Source organism: Actinopolymorpha singaporensis, assembly GCF_900104745.1.
GTDB lineage: Bacteria > Actinomycetota > Actinomycetes > Propionibacteriales > Actinopolymorphaceae > Actinopolymorpha > Actinopolymorpha singaporensis.
In genome coordinates this window covers 6,105,226-6,126,973 of sequence record NZ_LT629732.1, presented here as the reverse complement: position 1 = coordinate 6,126,973, position 21,748 = coordinate 6,105,226, and the positions used below count along the sequence as shown (strand labels likewise).

Here is a 21,748-nt window from a genome sequence, read left to right as displayed (position 1 = left end):
GCTGCCGTGCGGTGGGCCGCGCCGGTGCGTCAGTCCTGCAGCAGGCGTTCGCGAAGTTGGGCGAGCGTACGCGAGAGCAGGCGGGACACGTGCATCTGCGAGATGCCGACCTCGGCCGCAATCTGGGATTGCGTCATCCCCTTGAAGAACCGCAGCAGCAGAATGCGCTTCTCCCGCTCGGGAAGCTGCGACAGCAGCGGCCGAAGGGCCTCGCGGTACTCCACGCCTTCCAGTGCCTCGTCCTCGGTGCCGAGGGAGTCCACGACGGCGGGTGCGTCGTCCTGCCCCTGGTCTGGAGCGTCGAGAGACAGCGTGCTGTAGGCGTTGGCCGACTCCAGCCCCTCGAGAACCTCTTCCTCCCGCACGCCGAGCTTGCCCGAGAGCTCGCCGACCGTCGGTGCCCGGCCGAGTTCCTGGGTGAGGTCACCGGTCACGGTGGCGAGGGACAGCCGCAACTCCTGCAGGCGGCGGGGAACCCGGATGGCCCAGCCGCGGTCGCGGAAGTGCCGCTTGAGCTCGCCGACGATGGTGGGTGTGGCGTAGGTGGAGAACTCCACGCCGCGGTCGGCGTCGAACCGGTCCACCGACTTGATCAGACCGATGGTGCCGACCTGCACCAGGTCGTCCAGCGGCTCGCCGCGGTTGCGGAACCTGCGGGCGAGATGCTCCACCAGCGGAAGGTGCATCTCCACGAGCCGGTCGCGGACCTTGCCCCGACGGGGGTCGTCGCTGTCGAAGCGCGCGAGGCGGGCGAAGAGTTCGCGGGTCAGCGTGCGGGTGTCGAGCACCCGGTCCAGGCCCGGCAGGTCTTCCGGCGCCGGCCCGAAATCATGCGTCACTGGGTGCTCGATCATTTCTCTGCCGCGCCTCTTCCCCGTGGCGGTAACTCTGCCGAGGTGCCGCCGGACGCGGCGTTCCCCTCGGGCGACGTTCCGGACTCGCCGGTGTGCTTACGGTGACCTCGGCTGCGCTGGCTCCGCGCGTCGTCGAGGGTGCGGACGGCGCTACCCGACGGGTGCGCCAGGCGCGCGGTCTCGCCACGCTTGGTCAGCGTGACGGTGGCCCGCTGGTGTTCGGGCTCGACGAGGGTGTCGACGTGGCCGGCGAGTGCGGTGAGCACTGTCCAGGAGAAGGAGTTCCGGGCGGGGACCCGCGGGTTGCGCGAGTGCACCGTCACCGCGACGGTGAGCTCGTCACCGGCGAGTTCGAACCGGCACTGAAGCTGCGAACCGGCCACCGCCTGGTGGAGCAGGAGCGCGCTCGCCTCGTCGACAGCGATGCGCAGGTCCTCGATCTCGTCGAGGGTGAAGTCGAGCCGGGCCGCCAACGCGGCTGCCGTTGTGCGCAGGACCGAGACGTACGCGGTTCGTGCGGGTACGCCGAGCTCCACGACGTCGCTGTCCTGGTCGCCTTGTTCTGCCTCGGCGCTGTGCGGTACCTCGGTCACTGGGGGTTCCTCCGCAGGTGGTTGCAGGGGGCCCTCGACGGGAGTGCGCGCGAAGGTCCGGGTGCGCGTCGTCGAGGTGGTCGAACCTGTCGGTCAGGCCTTCGGTCTTGGGCTTGCGTCGCGACAGCCCCACCGTACGCCGGGAGACTACCTGCTGGTGACTGGTTTGGCGACGGGGAGTGTGAAGTGCGTTGCTGCATGTGACGACCTGGTGTGCGGGCGGATGCGCCGAGTGGGGAGAAAAGACGAACCGCACCGCTCCCTCGTCGAGGGAGTCGGTGCGGTTCGTGGCCGTGCGCGGTCGCCGTCGTCGGGAGGGCTCAGGCTGCCTTCTTGGTCTCCCAGAAGATGTCGGCGATCTCGTCGATCTTGGCCAGCAGCTGGTCGGCGGCCTTGAGGTCCGCCGAGCCCTTGGTGCCGGAGGCGCCGGCGAGCTTGGTGGCCTCGTTGAACAGCGTGTGCAGCTGCGGGTACTTCTCGAAGTGCGGCGGCTTGAAGTAGTCGGTCCACAGCACCCACAGGTGGTGCTTGACGAGCTCGGCCCGCTGCTCCTTGATCATCAGTGCCCGAACCCGGAAGTCGGGGTCGGAGTTGCCCTCGAGCTTCTCGATGATCGCCTTGACCGACTGCGCCTCGATCCGTGCCTGGGCCGGGTCGTACACCCCGCACGGCAGATCACAGTGTGCCGAAACTTCCACTGCCGGTGCGATCAGACGCGAAAACATCCTCGCCCTTCCTTCCCAACCGTGTCTGGGTGGTTATGTTCCCTTGCAACGTCTTGTGACACTACTACCGCATTCAAACACTGGTGAGTGGGGGAGCGTGTGCCGCGGTTCGGAATCGCAGTCGTCCGTGGCCGCTCCATGCAACCGACGCTACGGGACGGGGACCGGCTGGTGGTGCGCTACAACACCAGCGGCACGGCAGGAGAGACCGATGTCCCGGTTCGGCCGGGCTCGCTGGTCCTGGTCCGGCTGCCGCACCGGCCGCTGTCGGTGAAACGGCTGGTGCGCCGCGAGCCCGAGGGCTGGTGGGTGGAGCGGGACAACCCGTACGAAGGCGTCGACTCGTGGCAGGTCGGTGCGGTGCCGCCGCAGGATCTGGTCGCCGTCGTGATCAGCCGGCTCCGGCTCGTCAACGCGGTCGCCCGCCGGGTGCGAGCCCGTCACACCGGCCGCCAGGACTGAGGTCAGCGGCCGGCGCGGTCCTCCTCGGTGCGCGTGTGCAGGACCCGCTGGAGGAAGGCCCGGGTGCGTTCGTGCCGCGGGTCGGTGAGCACGTCCGACGGCCTTCCGGACTCGACCACCACGCCGTCGTCCATGAACACCACGGTGTCGGCGACGTCGCGGGCGAAGCCCATCTCGTGCGTGACGACGACCATGGTCATGCCGTCCAGCGCGAGTTGACGCATCACCTCGAGGACCTCGCCGACGAGCTCGGGGTCCAGCGCCGACGTCGGCTCGTCGAACAGCATCAGCTTCGGGCGCATGGCGAGCGCACGGGCGATCGCCACCCGCTGCTGCTGCCCACCGGACAGCTGGGCGGGGTACTTGCGCATGTGGTCGCGCAGTCCGACGCGGTGCAGCAGGTTCTCGGCGTGCTCGCGGGCGGCCGACCGCGCTTCGCGGCGTACGCGTACCGGCGCCTCCATGACGTTCTCCACCGCGCTCATGTGGGGGAACAGGTTGAACTGCTGGAAGACCATGCCGATCTCGCGGCGCTGCGCCGCCACCTCACTCGGCTTCAGCTCGTGCAGCCGGTTGCCGCGCTGCCGGTAGCCCACGAGCTCGCCGTCCACCCACAGCCGGCCGCCGTCGATCTTCTCCAGGTGGTTGATGCAGCGAAGGAACGTCGACTTGCCCGAGCCGGACGGTCCGATCACGCAGCACACCTGGCCGCTGGGGACGGAGAGGTCGACGCCGCGGAGCACCTCGTGCCGGCCGAAGCGCTTGCGCACCTGTTCGGCCCGCACCATCTCCGCGGTGTTCGGCACGCCCTGGGTGCCTTCGGTGCCCGTGCCCGCCGGTGTCGTCATGAGCCACCTGTCCCACCGCGGCCGAGCCGCATCCAGGTCGTGCGCCCCGCACTTGTGGACCGCCCTGACCGGGAGGACGCTCCGCGGGCGAAGTGTCGTTCGACGAAGTGCTGGACCAGCATCAGGACGCTGCTCATCGCGAGGTACCACAGGCAGGCGGCGACCAGCATCGGGAAGACCTGGAACGTACGGCTGCCGATGCCCTGTAACTGGAACCAGAGTTCGTACGCCGGGACGTAGGCCACCAGCGCGGTGTCCTTCAGCATCGCGATCGTCTCGTTGCCGGTCGGCGGCACGATCACCCGCATCGCCTGGGGAAGGATGATCCGCCGCAGCGTGAGGGCCCGGGACATGCCGAGTGAACCGGCCGCGTCAAGCTGGCCTTGCGGGATGGACTCGATGCCCGCGCGCACGATCTCGGCCATGTAGGCGGCCTCCGACAGGGCCAGGCCCAGGATGGCGGCGACGAAGCCGGAGATCACCGTACGGGCGTCGAAACCGAACAGCCGGCCGCCGAGGTCCACGCCCAGCAGGTCCGCCAGTGCCCAGTCGAACGGGACACCGAACTCGAAGCGCTTGTAGAGAATGCCGAGGTTGCCGAACAGCACCAGCAGCACGACGCGGGGTACGGCACGGAAGAACCAGATGTACAGCCAGGCGATCCCGGACAGGATGGGGTTGGCCGACAGCCGCATCACCGCGAGCACCACGCCGAGCGCGATCCCGATCGCCATCGCCACGACCGTGAGCGCGATCGAGGTGCGGGCGCCGTCGAGGACCGGCCCGGAAAAGGCGTTGCGGGCCATGAAGTCCCACTGGAACGCCTGGTTCGTCAGCAGCATGTGCACGAACATCGCCGCCAGGACGACGATGACCGCGCTCGCGGCCCACCGCCACGGGTGGCGGACCGGCACCGCCTCGACGGCCTGGGCCTGGCCCGACGGGGACTGGGTGCGGGCGTCGCTCATGAGGCGGCGGACTCGACCTTCACCTGGTCGGCGGTGATGGCGCCCTTCTGGTTGCCCCACTTCTTGAGGATCTTGGCGTAGGTGCCGTCGTCGATGATCGCCTTGGTGGCAGCGGCGAGCGCGTCGGCGAACTTCCTCTGGTCGCGGCCGACGATGAAGCCGTACGGCGCCTGGCCGTACGGCTCACCGAGCAGGGCGAGCTTGCCCTGGCTCTGCCGCACGGCGTAGACCGCGATCGGAAGGTCCGCGGTCATCGCGTCGTACTTGCCGGTGACGACGTTGCTGGTCACGGTGTCCTGTCCGGGCAGCGCCTGCACGCCGATCTTCGGCTTTCCGGCCGCGACGCACTTCCTCGACCGGGCTTCCAGGTCGGGCACCTCGACGGTGTCCTTCTGCACGCCGACCTGCAGACCGCAGGCGTCGTCGATGCTGACCTTCTTCGGGTTGCCCTTCTCCGTCACCCACTGGATGGGGGAGTTGAAGTAGGAGATCATCAGCACCTGCTTGGTGCGTTCGGGGTTGATCGTGAACGACGACACGCCGGCTTCGTACTTTCCGGACTGCACCGCAGGCAGGATGTTGCCGAACTCGCTGGGCACCCACTGCACCTGCAAGCCCAACTTGGCAGCGATCGCGTCGTACAGCTCGACGTCCATGCCGATCACGGTCTTGCCGTCGGCGTCCATGAACTCGTTCGGCGCGTAGGACGCGTCGGTGCCGACCCGGATCTTCTTGTCCGCCTTGATCTCCTCCGGCACCATCGCGGCGAGCTTGCTGTCGGCCTTGGTGGTGACGGTCGGCTTGGCGGCGGAGCCTGACTGGCTGCTGCTGCCACAGCCGGCGAGCGCGGCGGCGGTGACGAGTACCGCGCACGAGGCGGTCGCGAGGCGGGTGAACTGCCTGGGCATGGCACGTCCTTTGCGTGTGGACTGCTGTTGCGGAGTGCTGCGGGTGGCCTGCGAGTTCGCGTTGTCTCCCGCGAGGCCGAACATGGTATGACAGACTCATCGGATACGGGTGATCCCCGTTTGACGCAGCGACCGACCCGGACCCTCCCGTCGCCGCCGCGGTGTCGTCCTTCTCGTGCGCCGGCCGGGTACCGAACGCGTGCCCCCGCGCCGATCCACCCCTTTCTCGCCTCTTAGCGCAGGGTCCTCATGTCGACAGACTCCTTGACAGACTCGTCCCTGACCGGACTCTCCCGGTCCAACCCGGCTCCGCCGCCCGCCGTGCCAGTGGGGTGTGAGGAGGACCCGGCGTTCCCGTTCCACCGCGGTGGCAAGCTCGAGGTCGCCTCGTCGGTGCCGCTGCGGGGCCGCGACGACCTCTCCCTCGCCTACACGCCGGGTGTCGCCCGCGTCTGTACGGCGATCGCCGAATCGCCCGAACTCGTCCATGACTACACCTGGAAGTCCCGTTCGGTCGCGGTCGTCACCGACGGGACCGCCGTGCTCGGACTGGGTGACATCGGACCGGAGGCGGCGCTTCCGGTGATGGAGGGCAAGGCGCTGCTGTTCAAGAAGTTCGGCGGGGTGGACGCCGTTCCCATCTGCCTGGACTGCACCGACGTCGACGAGCTCGTCGAGACCGTGACCCGGATCGCGCCGGCGTTCGGCGGCATCAACCTGGAGGACATCGCCGCACCCCGGTGTTTCGAGGTCGAACGCCGGCTGCGCGACCGGCTGGACATCCCGGTGTTCCACGACGACCAGCACGGCACGGCGATCGTCGTCCTCGCCGCGCTCACCAACGCCCTCGAGCTGACCCGCCGCAAGCCGGTGGACCTCCGGGTGGTCATCTCCGGCGCGGGTGCGGCGGGCGTCGCGGTCGCGGCCATCCTGCTCGCGGCCGGTGTGGTCAACATCGTGGTCACCGACCGTGGCGGGGCTCTGCACCCTGGGCGGACCGACCTCAACCCGATCAAGCAGACGCTGGCGCTGACGACCAATCCGACCGGGGTCACCGGCTCGCTGTCCGACGTCCTCGCCGGCGCCGACGTGTTCATCGGCGTGTCGGGCGGACAGGTCGAGGAGGAGATGGTGGCCGCGATGGCGCCGGACGCGATCGTGTTCGCGCTCGCCAACCCGACACCCGAGGTGCATCCGGAGGTCGCCGCCCGGCACGCCGCGGTGGTGGCCACCGGGCGTTCGGACTATCCCAACCAGATCAACAACGTGCTGGCGTTCCCGGGAGTGTTCCGGGGAGCGCTGGACGTGCGGGCCACCGGGATCAGCGAAGGAATGAAGCTGGCCGCGGCCCAGGCGCTGGCCGGGCTGGTCGGAGAGGACCTCGCAGCCGACCGGATCATCCCCTCGCCGTTCGACGCCCGGGTGGTACCCGCCGTGGCGGCGGCGGTCGCCGACGCTGCCCGCGCGGAAGGGCTCGCCCGACGCTGAGCCCTCGCGCCGTAGTACGCGGAGGGCCACTGCCCGACCTCGCCCGGCCGGGAGTGCCTGACGCCGACCGGCCGGGTCGGTAGGGTCGGAGCGTGTTCGCCGCCTACGCCGCACGACTCGATGCCCGTGACCCGTTGTCCGCGCTGGAGTGGGGTGAGCGCCCCGAGCCGGAGCCGGCGCCGGACTGGGTGCGCGTCGACGTCCGGGCCACCGCGCTGAACCACCACGATCTGTGGTCGCTGCGCGGTGTCGGCCTGGCCGAGAAGCAGCTGCCGATGATCCTCGGCTGCGATGCCGCCGGGGTGGACGAGGACGGCAACGAGGTCGTCGTCCACGCGGTCGTCGGCGACCCGCACTGGCGCGGCGACGAGACGCTGGACCCGCGGCGTTCGCTGCTGTCCGAGCGGTATCCGGGCACGTTCGCCGAGCGGGTGGCGGTGCCCCGCGCCAACCTGCTGCCCAAGCCCGCCTCGCTGTCCTTCGAGGAGGCGGCCTGCCTGCCCACCTCGTGGCTGACGGCGTACCGCATGCTGTTCACCCAGTCCGGCCTTCGGCCCGGTGACACCGTGCTGGTCCAGGGGGCCGGCGGCGGCGTGTCGACCGCGCTGGTGGTGCTCGGCAAGGCCGCCGGCCTGCGGGTCTGGGTGACCGGACGGGACGAGGCAAAGCGGGCGCGCGCGGTGGACACACTCGGCGCGGACGCCGCGTTCGAGTCCGGCGCCCGGCTGCCCGAGCGGGTCGACGCGGTGATGGAGACGGTCGGCGAGGCCACCTGGAGCCACTCGCTGAAGGCGCTGCGACCGGGCGGGACGCTGGTGTGCTCGGGTGCCACGAGCGGTCCGAACCCGCCGGCCGAACTCAACCGGATCTTCTATCTCGGCCTGCGGGTTGTCGGCTCGACGATGGGCACGCGGGACGAACTCGCCGCGCTGGTCCGGCTGTGCGACCAGTCCGGGGTCCGGCCGGTGATCGACCGGGTGCTGCCGTTGTCGCAGGTGAAGGACGGCCTGGCGGCGATGGCCGACGGCGACCTCTTCGGCAAGGTCGTCTTCACGGTCCAGTCGTAGCGCGAGGTCCCGTGCTGCGGACCCTGGCCGGTTCGCGCTACTCGTCCGGCGCGGGTGTGAAGACGGGCGTGACCTACTCGTCCTCGTCGTCCAGGCGGGCCAGCCAGGTGGCCAGTCGTTCGATCGGCGTCTCGAACTCGGGGTTGAGGTCGACGAACTCCTGCAGCCGTCCGGCCAGCCAGGCGAGCGAGACCTCCTCGTCTCCCCGGCGGTCGGACAGCTCCTCGATTCCGCGGTCGGTGAAGTACATCGTGGCTACGAACTCCGGTCTGCGAACTTCGCGGGTGTGGTGCCCGGCGGCTCAGGCGAACACGCTGTCCAACAACGCAGCCTGCTCGGTCTTGTGCACCGCGCCCGAGCCGACGGCCGGCGCCGCCGAGGCGGGCCGGGCCGCGAGACGTACGGACTGGCCGAGCTGGGGGAAGAAGTTGAGCGCCATGTGTGGCCAGGCGCCCTGGTTCGCCGGCTCGTCCTGGGCCCACACCAGCTCGCGGGCACCGTCGAACTTCGCGAGCTCTGCCCGCAGCGCCTCGGCCGGGAGGGGACTCAGCTGCTCCACCCGGACGATCGCGGTGCGCGGCTCGGCACCCTCGCGCCGCTTGCGCTCGGCGAGCAGCTCCCAGGCGATCTTGCCCGAACACATGACGACCCGGTCGACGTTGCCCGGGTCCACGGTGTCGTCGCCGATCACCGGGAGGAACCGGCCCCTGGTGAACTCTTCCGGCTTGCTGGTGGCCGCCTTGCTGCGCAGCATCGACTTCGGGGTGAAGACGACCATCGGACGGTGCACCGCGCCCAGGCTGTGCCAGCGGAGCAGGTGGAAGTAGTTGACCGGTGAGGACGGCTGGGCGACGGTCATCGAGTCGCCCGAGGCGAGCTGCAGGAACCGCTCGATCCGGCCGGAGGAGTGGTCGGGGCCCTGGCCTTCGTATCCGTGCGGCAGCAGCAGCACGACGCCGGACAGCTGGCCCCACTTGGCCTCACCGGCGGAGATGAACTCGTCGATGATCGTCTGGGCGCCGTTGTGGAAGTCGCCGAACTGCGCCTCCCACAGCACCAGAGCGTCCGGGCGGGCCACGGAGTAGCCGTACTCGAAGCCCATCGCGGCGAACTCGCTGAGCAGCGAGTCGTAGATGTAGAACGGCCCCTGGTCCTCGTCGAGGTGCTGGAGCGGTGTCCACTCCTCGCTGGTGTGCCGGTCGACGATGGTGGCGAACCGCTGGACGAACGTGCCTCGCCGGCTGTCCTGACCGGCCAGCCGGACCGGCCGGCCCGCCATCAGCAGGGAGCCGAACGCGATGATCTCCGCGGTGGCCCAGTCGATCGGGCCGTCGGTGATCGCCGCCGCCCGGCGCTGCAGCTGCGGCAGCACCTTCGGGTGGACGGTGAACCCCTCCGGCGTGGACACGTGCGCGTCCGCGATCCGCTTCAGCGTCTCCAGCGACACCGAGGTGTCCGCCTCGGCGGCCGGCTTCTCGGGATAGTCCGGGGCGGTGAAGTAGTCGTCCGACGGCGCGTTCTTGGCGGCCCGCACCTCGGCGAACACCCGCTCCAGGCGCTCCTGGTAGTCGCGGAGGGCCTGCTCGGCCTCCTCCACGGAGATGTCGCCGCGCCCGATCAGGGCCTCGGTGTAGAGCTTGCGGACCGAGCGCTTGCCCTCGATCAGGTCGTACATCTTCGGCTGCGTGAACGACGGGTCGTCGGTCTCGTTGTGCCCACGGCGGCGGTAGCAGATGACGTCGATCACGACGTCCTTGTGGAACGTCTGGCGGTACTCGAACGCCAGCCGGGCCACCCGGATGCACGCCTCGGGGTCGTCGCCGTTGACGTGGAAGATCGGCGCCTGGATCATCCGCGCGACGTCGGTGCAGTAGGTCGAGGAGCGCGACGCCGTGGGCGAGGTGGTGAAGCCGACCTGGTTGTTGACGATGACGTGGATCGTCCCGCCGGTGCGGTAGCCGCGCAGCTGGGAGAGGTTGAGCGTCTCCGCCACCACGCCCTGCCCGGCGAACGCCGCGTCGCCGTGCACGAGCAGCGGCAGCACCGGGAACTCCAGGCCGCGGTTGAGGATGTCCTGCTTGGCCCGGGCGATGCCCTCCAGCACCGGGTCGACGGCCTCCAGGTGGGAGGGGTTCGCGGCCACCGACACCTTGATCTTGGCGCCACTGTCCGCGGTGAACTCGCCCTCCGCGCCGAGGTGGTACTTCACGTCGCCGGAGCCCTGGATCGTCCGCGGGTCGATGTTGCCCTCGAACTCGCGGAAGATGTGCGCGGCCCGCTTGCCGGCGATGTTGGCCAGGACGTTGAGCCGGCCGCGGTGGGCCATGCCGATGGTGACCTCGTCCAGGCCCGCCATCGCAGCCTGCTCGCACACCTCGTCCAGCAGCGCGATCGCCGACTCGCCGCCCTCCAGGCTGAACCGCCGCTGGCCGACGTACTTCGTCTGCAGGAAGGTCTCGAACGCCTCGGCCTGGTTGAGCTTGGACAGGATGCGCAGCTGCTCCTGCTGCGGCAGCCGGTCCTGGGGACGCTCCACGCGGTCCTGGATCCACCGCCGCTCGTCCGGCTCCTGCATGTGCATGTACTCGATGCCGACGGTGCGGGAGTAGGCGTCGCGCAGCAGCCCCAGGATGTGCCGCAGCATCATGAACCGCTTGCCGCCGCCGAAGCTGCCGGTGGCGAACTCGCGGTCGAGGTCCCACAGCGTCAGGCCGTGGGTCACCACGTCGAGGTCCTCGTGCCGGCGGACCCTGTAGTCCAGCGGGTCGGTGTCGGCGATCAGGTGGCCGCGCACGCGGTAGGCGTGGATGAGCTCCAGCACCCGGGCCTGCTTGCCGATCTCGTCGTCGTGCGAGGTCGGGATGTCCGACACCCAGCGCACCGGCTCGTACGGGATCCGCAGCGCGGCGAAGATCTCGTCGTAGAAGTCCTCGTCGCCCAGCAGCAGCTGGTGCACCCGCCGGAGGAACTCACCGGACTGCGCACCCTGGATCACCCGGTGGTCGTAGGTCGAGGTGAGCGTCATCACCTTGCTCACCGCGAGACGGTTCATCGTCTCCTCGGCGGCGCCCTGGTAGGCGGCGGGGTACTCCATCGCGCCCACGCCGATGATCGCGCCCTGCCCGGCCATCAGCCGCGGGACCGAGTGGCTGGTGCCGATCGTGCCCGGGTTGGTGAGGCTGATCGAGGTGCCCCGGAAGTCCTCGACGGTGAGCTTGTTGTTCCGTGCGCGGCGTACGACGTCCTCGTAGGCGCTCCAGAACGACGCGAAGTCGAGCGTCTCCGCGGCCTTGATGTTGGGGACCAGCAACTGCCGGGTGCCGTCCGGCTTCTGGATGTCGATCGCCAGGCCGAGGGCGAGGTGAGGCGGCTTGACCAGGGTCGGCTTGCCGTCGACCTCGGTGTAGCCGTGGTTCATCTCCGGCATCGAGCGGACCGCCTTGGCGATCGCGTAGCCGATGATGTGGGTGAAACTGACCTTGCCGCCGCGGGACCGGGCGAGGTGGTTGTTGATGACGATGCGGTTGTCGATGAGCAGCTTCACCGGCACCTGGCGCACGCTGGTCGCGGTCGGGACGGTGAGGCTCTCGTCCATGTTCTTGGCCGTGCGGGCGGCGGCGCCGCGCAGCGGGACGAGCTCCGGCTCGGCTGCCTTCGTCTCCTCCGCCGGGGCGGCGGGCCTGCCGGGCGCGGGCCTGGCGGGAGTGGGCTTGCCCGGGGCCGGCTTGGCGGGGGCGGTCTTGGCGGAAGGGGCCTTGCTCGGCGCGGACTTCTCCGGAGCGGGCCTGGCGGGGGCGGTCTTGGCGGGAGCCTGCTTGGCCGGAGCGGCCGCCTTCGGCTGGCCGGACGCCACCTGCTTCCCGGAGCCGGACCGGCTGGGTACGGCGGAGGTGCCGTTCGTCCCGGACGCGCCACCGGACCCCTTGGCCTTCGCCGAGGCACCGCCCGTGCCCGCGTCGGCGCCACTGCCGTTGCGGTCGGGCTGGTAGTCGCGGAAGAAGGCCAGCCAGGCCTTGTCCACGGAATCAGGGTCGTTCAGGTAGCGCTGGTACATCTCGTCGACGAGCCACTCGTTCGTCCCGAACTGGGACAGCGGGTCGTTGTGCGAGGACTGGGACGCCACGGCGTTGATCGCCTCTTCCGCTCACCATGATCGTTTGGACCGATTGTTCGGCTTCCGGGAACCAAGCCTAGTCGCCGAGTTCAACTCCGTTGGTCCCGGAGCAGGGGTTTTGGTTACGAGCCGGACCACGGCCGACAACACCGTGTGGGCGGCCGCCCACACGGTGTTGTCGAAGCGGGTCTCGCCCCAGGTCAGCGGCGGTCTTCGGGAAGCTCCGAGGCCGCCAGGACAGACCGGAACAAGCTGCGGTAACGGCGCATGATCGACAGTAGCTCGTCGGTGCCGAGATCGGCGGCGTCGCGCCAGTCGCGCTCGATCCGGTCGCGGTGCTCGGTGAACGTCGAGGTCACGAACACCATGGCCTCGCCGACGAGCAGACCGGCCTCGTGTGCGGCGTCGCGAGGGTCGTCCAGAAGCTTGGCCTGGGCGTCCAGCCACCGCTGCTGGAGATCGTCGATCCGGCGCCGGCGTTCGGCAGCGTCCCACTCGTCACGGCCGGTCGCCGGGGCGTTCGTGCCCGATGTATCGCCTGCGGGCACCTCGGCCAGGTCGCGGTCGCTCCGAACCACGTCGTCGTGTTCCGCTTGGGCACGGTCGCCGGGCCGGCGGGCCGACTCCTCCGAGGCGAGCGAGTCGTTCGGACCGGCAGACCTGTCCGGGAGAGCGAGGACAGCCTCCCTGTCCGACTCGTTCTGGCTGTCCGAAATGTCCGGGCCGTCCTGGTGATCGCGGGCCGGAACCTCCTCCGCCGACGCGGAGTCGTGTTCATGCCTGAACCGGTCGTCGCGCTCGCGTCCATCGGCCTCGGGCGACTCCGCCCGGCCGGTGAACGGCCCCTCGGCCACCTCACCGACCTCCTGCTCGCGGTCCGCCGGAGCGTCCCCCTGCGGCTTGCCGCCCAGCCCGGTGTCCTCGTCGGTCGCCGGACGGTCGGTGTCCGGCCGGTCGGTGTCCGGCTGGTCGGTGTCCTGTCGGACCAGGTCCGGGCGCTCGACGTCGGGCCGGTTGGCCTCGGGCCTGTCGGCCTCGCGCCGGCCGGTCTCGGGCCGGTCGGCGCCGTGCCGCCCGAACGCGCCGCCGTCGGTGGTGTGCGGTGGCTCACCGCCCCAGGCAGGCTCGCCCTGCGTGCCGGGCTGGTTGCGCCGGAACCCGTGCCGCTCGGGCGTCGCGGTGTCGCCGGCGTCGGGGCGGAACGGACCCGGCGCCTGGGCGGACCGGCCCATGACGCGAGCGCGCTCCAGCGGCCCGGTGCGGAAGTCGCTCGGTGGAGTGCGGAGCCCGCGCGGGGCGAACGCCGCGTCGAAGTCGTCCGGCTGCCTGCCCTCGACACCGGCGACCCGTGCCCCCTGCTGGTGCGGGCCGGCACCGAACGCCGGGCGCTCGGTGCGCTCGGTGCGCTCGGTGCGCTCGGTGCGCTCCGGGTCCTGGCCCTGCTCGGGACGCCGCCCGTGCTCGGGGGAGTAGTCCTGGCCGGCGTGCTCGTCCGGACGCTCGTCGTCCGCGTCGCGGTCACGCCGGCCGTCGTCCGTAGGGAACGGGTGGAACGCCTGGGTCTGGTCGTCGTACTGCTCGTTGTCCTCGCTGTCCTCAGGCGGCGAGGTGAGCCGCTCCAGCCATGACTTCCGGCCCTTCTGGACGTCCTTCATCGAACGTTCCTCCCACCTGCGGAGCTGTTGGATTGCGAAGGTTCGACCGCTTGGTCCCGGGCAGCCTTCAACACGTGTGACCCGCTGTCAAGCCGCCTCGGAGTCGCTCCCGATCCCCTCGCGGCCCGGGTCCGACCCGACCGGCGCGAGGGCCGACCGGCTCCTCGGCAGCCCCGCGACCGGTCTCCCGGCGCGCCGGTCATACGCCTCGTCCCGGACGAAATCGGGGTACCTTGTGCAAAAGTTCCTCCCCGTCGGGCCCGGCGCTTCATCGGCCGGCCAGGCCGCCGCCCCGGCCCGACGGTCGGCTTGGTCACGGGGTGAGGCGGATGTGGACCGGGGTGGCCAACACGCCGGCGCGCGGCCGGTCGTCCGGCATACCGCGCGCGCTTCGCCCGAACGCCGCCGACGCCGACCGGGAGTCCGCCCGCAAGCCGTGGGTCGGGCGTTCGTACGCCCATCTGGTGCTGCCCGTTCCCCACCTGGACGAGCGCCACCGCGAACTTTTCGACCGCGCGGTGCACGGCCAGGCCGACGGCGACGGTGACGACGGCGGCGAGATCCGGGCCGGCCGGGGCGATCGCACGTGGCAGGTCGTCAACGCCGAGGCCGACGCCGAGCCCGGGCTCCCGGTGCTGCGCCGGCAGTGGCGACATCCGGGGGGTGACTCGCTGCTGCTGGTGGTCCTCGGGTGGTACCCGCTGGTGGTCACCGTGGGGCCGGAGTCGGCGGCCTCGATCCGGGCCCGCCGAGCGCTGCGCCGCGTGGTGGACGCCGTGCGGTCGGCAGGTGGCCGGACGGTGCCCGACGCGGACCTGTCCCGGGTGCTGGCGCGAAGCCGCGAACGCTGGGAACGCGCGGTCGCCCTCCGGCAGGTGATCGAGGAACGCCGTACCTGGCTGGAGGCCCGTCACTGCCGCGGCTGCGGCGAGTGGTCGGCGTACGGCGTACTGCACTGCCGTGGATGTGCGCGCAGGTTCGCCCCGGCCGACGACGCCGAGCGGGACGAACGCGGCCGGATCGCGGCCGAGGAGTCGGCCCGCGCCGAACGCGAGCTGGCCGAGCTGGGTTCGGGCGCCGGGTTGTTCGCCGACTGGCCGCCCCGGCCGGAGGGCGCCGACAGGGGCGGCGGCGACAGGGGCGGCGCCGACAGGGGCGCGGACCGGTGACGGTCGGAGCACCGCGGGAGCCGGGTCCCACGGAGGGGACCGGCGAGCGGTGGGGGTGGGAGCTGCGGGCACCGGAGGTCGCCCCGCCGCAGCCGTTCGCCGACCAGCCGCCCGGGCTGCCACCTGCCGACGCGCCGTGGCTGACCAGGCTGGCCGGTCGCCGCGACCGCACCCCGCTGGGCTGGTGGTCGCACGTACGCCGGGTCTGCGGGCTCGCCTTGTGCGGAGGTGCGACCTGGATGTCCACCGCGCTGACCGGCGACGCCGGGCACTGGACGACCGGGACGCTCGGCGCGGGCACGGCGGTCGTCGGCTACTTCACCGTCCGCCCGTTCGTCCTGCCGTGGTGGAGCGACCTGCGCTACCGCCGCTGGCGGCGCTCCGTTCTCGCCGACCAGGGTCCGGTGCTCGCCCAGACCCGTGAGTGGGCGCGCCGCCGGGCAGAACACGACCGCGTACGGTCGGCCACCGAACGCCCCCAGCACTGGGAGCCGCTGCGGCCGGTGACCACTCACCGCGTCGACGTCTACGGCGGCGACCCCGAGGGCGCGGGCGCGTTGCTGCTGAGCGTGGCGGGATCGCTGCTGGACACCGGCGCCCAGGTCACCGTCGTGGACCTCTCCCAGGACGGGATCGCTCATCCGGTGACGAAGAAGGCGCGCGAGGATCACCGGTCGGTCGAGGCGGTCCTGCTTCCGGACGGCCTCGCCGCCCTCGACCTGCTCGGCGGCCTGTCCGCGGAGGATGTCGGTGGCGTCGTCGCGGAGGCGGTGCACGTGACCGAACGCGAACGAGCCCCGGGCGGCGACCGCACGCTGGACGCCACCCTGGTCGAGCAGGTCTGTGCCTGCCTGCAGGGCTCGCTGAACTTCACCCGCCTGCACGCGGCGGTACGGGTGGTCGCCCACCAGGAGCCGTGCCCGCCGCAGCTGACGCAGGAGGAGTACGCCCGGCTGGCCGGCCTGCTGGGCGAGGGTGCCCGGCGGTCCACCGAGGCCCGGTTGTTCCGGCTGGCCGCGGCGTTGCGGCGGCTCGCGGCGCTGGAGTCCAAGTCCCTGGCCGGCACCGGAACCGATGTCGGCACCGATGCAGGTTCCGGCACCGGTTCCGACGCCGAAGCCGGGCCCGAGGACCGGCTGAGGTCCCGATCGACGTCGCCGCCCGACGCGGCCGCGCGTCCTGGCCTGAAGGTCTGGGAGCTGTCCGAACGCGTCGGCGACCTTGCCGGCGACCTGCTCGCCCACGTCGTGTTCCAGGTGCTGCTGTACCGCCTGCGCGGCGAGGAGGACGTCTCCGGCCAGGTGGTGGCGCTGGTCGGCGCGGATCGGTTCCGTCGTACGCACATCGAACGCTTAGACCGGCTGGCCCGCCGGCGTGGTGTCCGCCTCGTGCTGCTCTTCCGCCACCTGCGCGAGGACGCGGTCGAGGTGCTCGGCGGCGGAGAGGCGGTGATGTTCCTGCGGCTCGGCAACGCGCGCGAGGCCGAACAGGCCGCGGCGTTCATCGGCCGCGACCACCGGCTGGTGCTCAGCCAGTTCACCGTGTCGCGCAGCGCCAGCCTGGCCACGACGGTGGGCACGTCCCGGGCAGACAGCGTGAGCGACCAGCAGGCGAAGACCAGTGGGCGGCAGTGGTCGCGCAGCCGGGAGTACCACTACGGCGCGCTGATGGACTTTCCGCACGACTCCGGCGCCCGCACCAGGATGGACCAGTCGTCGACGTCCACCGGGCGGAGTACGTCCGCGACCACCGGAACCAGCCGGTCGGAGCAGTCCGGCAGCACCGAGGGCCAGGCGATGGGCTACCAGCGGGTGTACGAGTTCAGTGTGGAGCCGGCGTTCCTGCAGTCGCTGTCGCCGACGGCGTTCGTGCTCGTCGACCCCCGCGACCCGGGCAGCCCGCGGCTGGGCGACTGCGGACCCGAACTCTCCCAGGAACAACGCGACGCGACGACATCGCTTCGCCGGCAGGAGTTCCGGGCCGACGAGATCGGTGCCCGGGTCGGCGAGGAACTCCGCGCGCGGCTGGCCCGGCCCACCGGGCTGCCGGACGTGGCGGCGCTCGCCGGTCGTGACGTGGCCGAACCGCCCGGGCTGCCGCGTCCCCCGGGCGTTCCGAGCGCGACTGCCGGTGGGGCGGTCCTCCCCGGCGAGCACCTCCTTCCGGAGGATCCCCCGGCGCGCGACGATCCCTTGGTGCGCGAGGATCCGTTCATGCGCGACGATCCCTTCGTGCGGGACGACCGTGTGGTGCACGACGATCCCTCGGTGCGGGGAGACCAGCCGGCCGACGAGGGTCGCTGGGAGGACGAGGAACCTGGGTCGCCGGGCGAGCAGTCCGCGCGCGAAGGTCGCCTGCCGCGTGAGCGCTGGGAAGGGATGTTCCGGCGCCGGCCGAACCGGGACGGCGAGCGGCCCGGCTGAGGCTCCTTACCCGGGTGGTCGGCAACCCCGGCCGGTTTCACACCCTGAGGCCCGGCGACGGTTGGGAATTCTTCCGCGCAATAACCACCCAAGCCGAAACATGAGAATTTCCGTGATCCTTCCGACATCTCAGTCATCGATTAACGCTGGTCCGACAATTGCCTTCCGGAAAGTCCGACGGGTCCCCGGCCTTCGTCCGGACTGCCCAGAACAGGAGATTCCCTTGCAGGCAAGGTGATTCGGAGTGATGGCAGGCATCACCGCCGATCGGACCCGAATTGTCGCGTGCTGTCCTTTCTCGAACAATTGCTGATCGTCTTTCCAGTCCGGTCCGCCCTCTGGTCAACAATGTGAAAAAGGCGCGGGACCCGGCGGTCGCGGGCCATAGTCGAAGAAGTTCGGTCGGCTGTCGCCCGCACGGGGTGAACAGCCCGCGCGCCCGGGGGCGGAGGTGGAGAGGTAATGCCTGCGAGGTCCGAGATGGGCGGCGTGGGTTCCTCGACACCGTCACTGATCCCACAAGCGCGCCGTGCGCCCGCTCCGGCGGCGCAAGGCTTCCTTGACGCCAAGGTGACGGTGCCCGTGCCGACGGTGCCGGTGCTGCCGCGCCCCCGGCTGTTCGCGGCGCTGACCGCTGCGGTGGAGCACCGGGTGACCGTCGTGAACGCCTCCGCCGGTACCGGCAAGACGATGTTGCTCGCCTCGTGGCTGCGCTGGTCGGCCAACCAGCGGGCGGCCTGGGTTTCGTTCGACAGAGGTGACAACGAGCCGAAGTTCTTCTGGGCGTACGTCGTGGAGTCCCTGCGCCGCGCGTGCGGTGCGGAGGATGCGGCGCTCCTCGCCGACCTCGGCGCGGCGGACCTGGGCGGTGAGGAGTTCCCGCGGCGGTTCCTGGACGCGGTGGGCAGGCTGCGCGAACCCGTCGTCCTGATCGTGGACCAGGCGCACGAGATCACCGACTGGCGGCTGCTGGCCGGACTGGAGACGGTGCTCCAGCACGGTCCGGCAGGCCTGCGGCTGGTGCTCGCCGGGCGTGGGCAGCCGGCGCTTCCGCTGGCCCGGCTGCGGGTGGCGGGCGAACTCGCCGACCTCGGCTCGGCCGACCTGGCCTACACCCGCGAGGAGGCCGTCGACCTGCTGGCGGCGTACGGCGTACAGGCCGACGACGCCCAGGCGACCCAGGTGTGGCGACGTACCGAGGGCTGGACGGCCGGTCTCCGGCTGGCTGCCCTGTGGTGGCAAACTCAGCCGGCCGCGGGCCGGGACCTGACGGGCTTCACCGGCGACCAGCCCTTGGTCGCCGGGTACCTCGACGACGAGCTCATGCGCCCGCAACCGCCGCTGGCCCGGGAGTTCCTGTTGGCGACCTGCCTGGTCGAGCCGGTGTGCGGCGACCTCGCCGACGCGATGACGGGTGAGCGCGACGGCGCCCTGACGCTGGAGGCACTGGACCGGGACAACGCCCTGGTGAACGGCGTCGGCTCCGGGCGGGTGTGGTTCAGGTACGCGCCGCTGCTGCGGGAGTTCCTGGCGTACCGGCTCGGGCGGGAGCGGCCGGGGCAGGAGCCGGAGCTGCGGTGCCGGGCGGCGCGGTGGTACGCGGGTGCGGGAATGGTGGCGGGCGCGGTGCGCTGCGCGGTGGCGGCACGCGACTGGGTGCTCGCCGGCGAGGTCCTCGGCCGGGACGGCAGCCGCGTCTTCGCCAACGGTGAGGGCGCCGAGCTCGAACCGCTGCTGGCCTCGGTCCCCGCGGAGGCCGTCGCCGCGCACGCCGACCTGGCCGCCGCCTGCGCTCACGTACGGCTGAACGCGGGGGACGCGGACGGCGCGGAGGCCCTGCTCCGGCTGGCCGAGGAGGCGCGGCCGGCGGACGGCGCCGACGAGCTGCAGGCGTTCGTCCGCCTGCTGCGCACCGCCCAGTTGCGGCTACGCCAGACCTGCCTGCGCGGCCGGGTCACTCGCCCGGACGTGGCGCGCGGACGCGAACTCCTCGACCGGGCGCGCACGGCCGGCGTCGCCGCGGACCGGCAGGCCGAGGTGGGGGCGCTGGCGTACTGGGTGGGGGTGGCCGAGCTCTGGCGCGGCGCCCTGCCCGAGGCGAAGGAGGCGTTCGCGCAGGCCCTCGGCCGGTTGACCACCGGTGGGCTACGCCGATGGGAGGGGCACGCGCGCGACTGGCTGGCCCTGCTGAACGCCCTGGAGGGCCGGTTGGCGGCGGCCGAGCAGGTGCTGCGCGCGGGAGTTGACCGAGGCGGGGAAGCGCCGTCCGCGCCGCAGATCCGGCCCGCCGGTGCGGACGCGGGTCCGTCCGGTGAGCGGGCCCGCGAGGCCCGGACCGGCTCTCCGCTCGTACGAGATCTGGCCCGCGCCGCGATCGAACTCGAACGGGACAGGCTGGACCAGGCCTGGGTGCTCCTCGAACATCACCGCCACGAGGGAACCCGGATCGGCGCTGCAGACACGCCAGGGCCCACGAGGGAGCGAGACGACACGAACAGGGCCGATCCGGCCGATCCGGCCGATCCGGCTGTTCCGGTCGATCCGGCTGTTCCGGCCGATCCCGGCGATCCGGCCCAACGGATCGACTCGACGGGTGTGGTGGCCGCTGCGGATCCCGCCGATCCGCCGCTGGGCGACCTGCTCGGGGTGCTGCGCGCCCGGGCCCTGCTCTACCGGGGCGACCTCGGCTCCGCGCGCACCGAACTCGCCGCCACCAGGGACGCCGCCGGCCGGCTGCACCCGGTGGTCGACCAGGCGGCCACGCTGCTCGAGGCGGAGATCTCCACCCACGAAGGAGCCACCGAGCGGGCGACCGAACTGCTCGCCGGGCTGCGCCGCGATCCGGGCCCGGCCAGAGACATCTCGGCCGGAGACACCTCGGCCGGAGACACCTCGGCCGGAGACACCTCGGCCGGTGGCGCCGCGGCCGGCCCACCGCCCGCCGTACTGGTTGCCGAGGGACGCACCCTGCTGGCGGCCGGTGATCCCGCTGGCGCACTCACCGCGGTGGCGCCCTGCCTGGATGCCGACCGGGCTCCCGCGCGCCCGCTCGACACCGTGGCCGCCCTGCTCGTCGCGGCGACCGCGCAGCGCCGGCTGGGTGAGCAGGCGCCTGCCGGTGAGTATCTCGAACGCGCGCTGGCACTGGCCGAGCGCGACTACCTGGTCCGGGTCTTCCTGGACGCGGGCCGGGGAGTGCGCGCGCTTCTCACGGTGGTGGTGGCACCGGAGGGCCGGCACGCGGCGTTCCGAAGCGCGCTGCTGCACCGGTTCGACGTGGCCCCGGCGGCCGGCTGGAAGGCCAGGTCGACCGAGCAGGCGATCCGGCTCACCGCGAGCGAACGCGCCGTCCTGCGCTACCTTCCCTCGCACCTGACGAACGAGGAGATAGCGCAGGACCTGTGCCTGTCGGTGAACACTGTCAAGTCACACTTGCGCACGCTCTACCGCAAACTCGGGGTGACCTCGCGGCGGGAGGCGATCGCCCGCGCCCTCCAGATCGACCTGCTCCGCTGACCGACGCGCTCCCCACGAAACAACACCGGCCGAACATCCAAGAAGACCATCCATGCACACGGCAAACCGGGACGGTTCCGGTTTCCCGGCGCCGTCCCGTTGCCTGATGGTGCTTCGGGTGTCGCTCGCTCCGGTCACTCGCGCAACATCGCCATGTCCCGCCCGTGCACCGACAGGCCGTAGATGACGAGGATGTCGACCGCGATCAGGATGGCCGACCAGATCGGGAACGCCGCGAGCGAAAGGAAGTTCGCGAGCAACGAGATGGAGGCGATCACGATACCGGCGTACCGTGCCCAGGTCTGTCCCGCGAGGATCGCGAGACCGGTGACCACGAGCAGGGCGGCCAGCCCGATGTGGAACCATCCCCAGGCGGTGTAGCCCCACGGGATGATCAGCCCGCTGCTGGCGACCAGGAAGTAGGTCGTCTTGAACAGGCTGGTGAACCCCCAGATCGCCTGCAGGCAACCCAGGACGATCAGGACCGTTCCGGCATAGACCATCCAGCCCATGCCGTACCCCGCTGCTTCGGGCATGGTGCTGGGCCGGCCACCTCGCGCCTCGGCCTCGGCCTCGGCGGACCGGCGGGCCTGGGGCACCGTGGCCGGGGCTTCGGCCTGCCTGGTCTGGCCCATCTCACGCCCCTGCTGAGCACCCTGCGGAGCCTGGCCCTGTGCCTGTCCCCGCACCTGCTGGGCTTGTCCCTGCGCCTGCTGGGCCTGCCCGCGCCCTTCCTGCGCCGGCGTGCCCATGTCGCCGTGTTCAGTCATGGCCCATAACCCCCTGGTGGTTCGCGCCCTCCGTTCGACGGAGGGGTCCACACACCACGCTGCGTGCAGACCCCGGCCCGCGACCTCACCCGGACCGGGTGAACTCCTGCCCGCCGTTTCCGTCACGCCGTTCGACACCTGTGGGGCGAGGGGCCCGCCCGCGCCACTCCATCCGGGTGAACCCGAAG

At 71.5% G+C, this 21,748-nt stretch carries 16 protein-coding genes; 6 read left to right on the top strand and 10 right to left on the bottom strand.

Features of this window, described 5'->3' with window-relative positions; genetic code table 11:
• Positions 1-29 precede the first annotated feature (29 nt).
• The 3 genes from BLU27_RS27415 to sodN all read right to left on the bottom strand — a co-directional run bounded on the left by BLU27_RS27415 (position 30) and on the right by sodN (position 2,172).
• Positions 30-854 carry an RNA polymerase sigma factor SigF gene (locus tag BLU27_RS27415; protein WP_092656552.1) on the bottom strand — a complete coding sequence of 275 codons (825 nt, stop codon included), beginning with the start codon at positions 852-854 and terminating at the stop codon, positions 30-32.
• Complete coding sequence (locus BLU27_RS31015) at positions 851-1,447, bottom strand: ATP-binding protein (RefSeq protein ID WP_241827672.1); 597 nt, start codon at positions 1,445-1,447, stop codon at positions 851-853. The genes BLU27_RS27415 and BLU27_RS31015 overlap by 4 nt, the downstream gene beginning before the upstream one ends.
• A 320-nt stretch (positions 1,448-1,767) precedes the next feature.
• Positions 1,768-2,172: a superoxide dismutase, Ni gene (gene sodN / locus BLU27_RS27405; protein ID WP_092656550.1), complete on the bottom strand. Its 405-nt coding sequence runs from the start codon at positions 2,170-2,172 to the stop codon at positions 1,768-1,770.
• 87 nt (positions 2,173-2,259) lie between these two features.
• Between sodN and BLU27_RS27400 the strand changes: the two genes are divergently transcribed.
• Complete coding sequence (locus tag BLU27_RS27400; protein WP_277869259.1) at positions 2,260-2,634, top strand: S24 family peptidase; 375 nt, start codon at positions 2,260-2,262, stop codon at positions 2,632-2,634.
• Positions 2,635-2,636: 2 nt separating this feature from the next.
• Here BLU27_RS27400 and BLU27_RS27395 read toward each other — a convergent pair whose 3' ends face one another.
• From BLU27_RS27395 to BLU27_RS27385, 3 genes are read right to left on the bottom strand one after another with little or no spacing between them, the layout of a single operon-like run.
• Positions 2,637-3,482 (bottom strand): amino acid ABC transporter ATP-binding protein, encoded by an 846-nt coding sequence (locus BLU27_RS27395; protein ID WP_449710302.1) that lies wholly within the window; start codon positions 3,480-3,482, stop codon positions 2,637-2,639.
• Complete coding sequence (locus tag BLU27_RS27390) at positions 3,479-4,450, bottom strand: amino acid ABC transporter permease (protein ID WP_092656546.1); 972 nt, start codon at positions 4,448-4,450, stop codon at positions 3,479-3,481. Before BLU27_RS27390 ends, BLU27_RS27395 begins: the two co-directional genes overlap by 4 nt.
• Complete coding sequence (locus BLU27_RS27385) at positions 4,447-5,358, bottom strand: ABC transporter substrate-binding protein (protein ID WP_092656544.1); 912 nt, start codon at positions 5,356-5,358, stop codon at positions 4,447-4,449. The genes BLU27_RS27390 and BLU27_RS27385 overlap by 4 nt, the downstream gene beginning before the upstream one ends.
• Before the next feature lie 249 nt (positions 5,359-5,607).
• Here BLU27_RS27385 and BLU27_RS27380 point away from each other — a divergent pair, with 249 nt between their 5' ends.
• Together BLU27_RS27380 and BLU27_RS27375 are read left to right on the top strand one after the other, a co-directional pair.
• Positions 5,608-6,846, top strand: coding sequence for an NAD(P)-dependent malic enzyme (locus tag BLU27_RS27380; protein WP_092656542.1), 1,239 nt, complete (start codon positions 5,608-5,610; stop codon positions 6,844-6,846).
• 92 nt (positions 6,847-6,938) lie between these two features.
• The gene (locus BLU27_RS27375; RefSeq protein WP_092656540.1) at positions 6,939-7,913 is read left to right on the top strand and encodes a zinc-binding dehydrogenase; all 975 of its coding nucleotides are present in this window, start codon (positions 6,939-6,941) and stop codon (positions 7,911-7,913) included.
• A gap of 73 nt (positions 7,914-7,986) precedes the next feature.
• On the opposite strand, the gene BLU27_RS29670 is transcribed toward BLU27_RS27375, so the two are convergent.
• The 3 genes from BLU27_RS29670 to BLU27_RS27360 all read right to left on the bottom strand — a co-directional run bounded on the left by BLU27_RS29670 (position 7,987) and on the right by BLU27_RS27360 (position 13,682).
• Positions 7,987-8,163 carry a DUF6104 family protein gene (locus BLU27_RS29670; RefSeq protein ID WP_092656538.1) on the bottom strand — a complete coding sequence of 59 codons (177 nt, stop codon included), beginning with the start codon at positions 8,161-8,163 and terminating at the stop codon, positions 7,987-7,989.
• Between the two features lie 51 nt (positions 8,164-8,214).
• Positions 8,215-12,036 carry a multifunctional oxoglutarate decarboxylase/oxoglutarate dehydrogenase thiamine pyrophosphate-binding subunit/dihydrolipoyllysine-residue succinyltransferase subunit gene (locus BLU27_RS27365; protein ID WP_092656536.1) on the bottom strand — a complete coding sequence of 1,274 codons (3,822 nt, stop codon included), beginning with the start codon at positions 12,034-12,036 and terminating at the stop codon, positions 8,215-8,217.
• Between the two features lie 191 nt (positions 12,037-12,227).
• Positions 12,228-13,682 carry a hypothetical protein gene (locus BLU27_RS27360; RefSeq protein WP_092656534.1) on the bottom strand — a complete coding sequence of 485 codons (1,455 nt, stop codon included), beginning with the start codon at positions 13,680-13,682 and terminating at the stop codon, positions 12,228-12,230.
• A gap of 329 nt (positions 13,683-14,011) precedes the next feature.
• Between BLU27_RS27360 and BLU27_RS27355 the strand changes: the two genes are divergently transcribed.
• From BLU27_RS27355 to BLU27_RS27345, 3 genes are all read left to right on the top strand, one after another.
• Entirely contained in the window at positions 14,012-14,851 is an 840-nt protein-coding gene (locus BLU27_RS27355; RefSeq protein WP_092656532.1) for a hypothetical protein, read from the top strand.
• Positions 14,848-17,274, top strand: a complete 2,427-nt coding sequence (locus tag BLU27_RS27350; RefSeq protein WP_092656530.1) for a hypothetical protein — start codon at positions 14,848-14,850, stop codon at positions 17,272-17,274. Before BLU27_RS27355 ends, BLU27_RS27350 begins: the two co-directional genes overlap by 4 nt.
• A gap of 576 nt (positions 17,275-17,850) precedes the next feature.
• Positions 17,851-20,790 (top strand): helix-turn-helix transcriptional regulator, encoded by a 2,940-nt coding sequence (locus BLU27_RS27345; RefSeq protein WP_092656529.1) that lies wholly within the window; start codon positions 17,851-17,853, stop codon positions 20,788-20,790.
• 134 nt (positions 20,791-20,924) lie between these two features.
• Here the strand turns inward: BLU27_RS27345 and BLU27_RS27340 are convergent, their stop codons facing one another.
• Complete coding sequence (locus tag BLU27_RS27340; RefSeq protein ID WP_157728824.1) at positions 20,925-21,560, bottom strand: DUF7144 family membrane protein; 636 nt, start codon at positions 21,558-21,560, stop codon at positions 20,925-20,927.
• Positions 21,561-21,748 lie beyond the last annotated feature (188 nt).

Bases quoted from the DNA above. Each gene is read 5' to 3' on its own strand.
- BLU27_RS27415 (WP_092656552.1), bottom strand. From the start codon at position 854: ATGATCGAGCACCCAGTGACGCATGATTTCGGGCCGGCGCCGGAAGAC.
- sodN (WP_092656550.1), bottom strand. From the start codon at position 2,172: ATGTTTTCGCGTCTGATCGCACCGGCAGTGGAAGTTTCGGCACACTGT.
- BLU27_RS27395 (WP_449710302.1), bottom strand. From the start codon at position 3,482: ATGACGACACCGGCGGGCACGGGCACCGAAGGCACCCAGGGCGTGCCG.
- BLU27_RS27390 (WP_092656546.1), bottom strand. From the start codon at position 4,450: ATGAGCGACGCCCGCACCCAGTCCCCGTCGGGCCAGGCCCAGGCCGTC.
- BLU27_RS27385 (WP_092656544.1), bottom strand. From the start codon at position 5,358: ATGCCCAGGCAGTTCACCCGCCTCGCGACCGCCTCGTGCGCGGTACTC.
- BLU27_RS27380 (WP_092656542.1), top strand. From the start codon at position 5,608: ATGTCGACAGACTCCTTGACAGACTCGTCCCTGACCGGACTCTCCCGG.
- BLU27_RS29670 (WP_092656538.1), bottom strand. From the start codon at position 8,163: ATGTACTTCACCGACCGCGGAATCGAGGAGCTGTCCGACCGCCGGGGA.
- BLU27_RS27360 (WP_092656534.1), bottom strand. From the start codon at position 13,682: ATGAAGGACGTCCAGAAGGGCCGGAAGTCATGGCTGGAGCGGCTCACC.
- BLU27_RS27355 (WP_092656532.1), top strand. From the start codon at position 14,012: ATGTGGACCGGGGTGGCCAACACGCCGGCGCGCGGCCGGTCGTCCGGC.
- BLU27_RS27340 (WP_157728824.1), bottom strand. From the start codon at position 21,560: ATGACTGAACACGGCGACATGGGCACGCCGGCGCAGGAAGGGCGCGGG.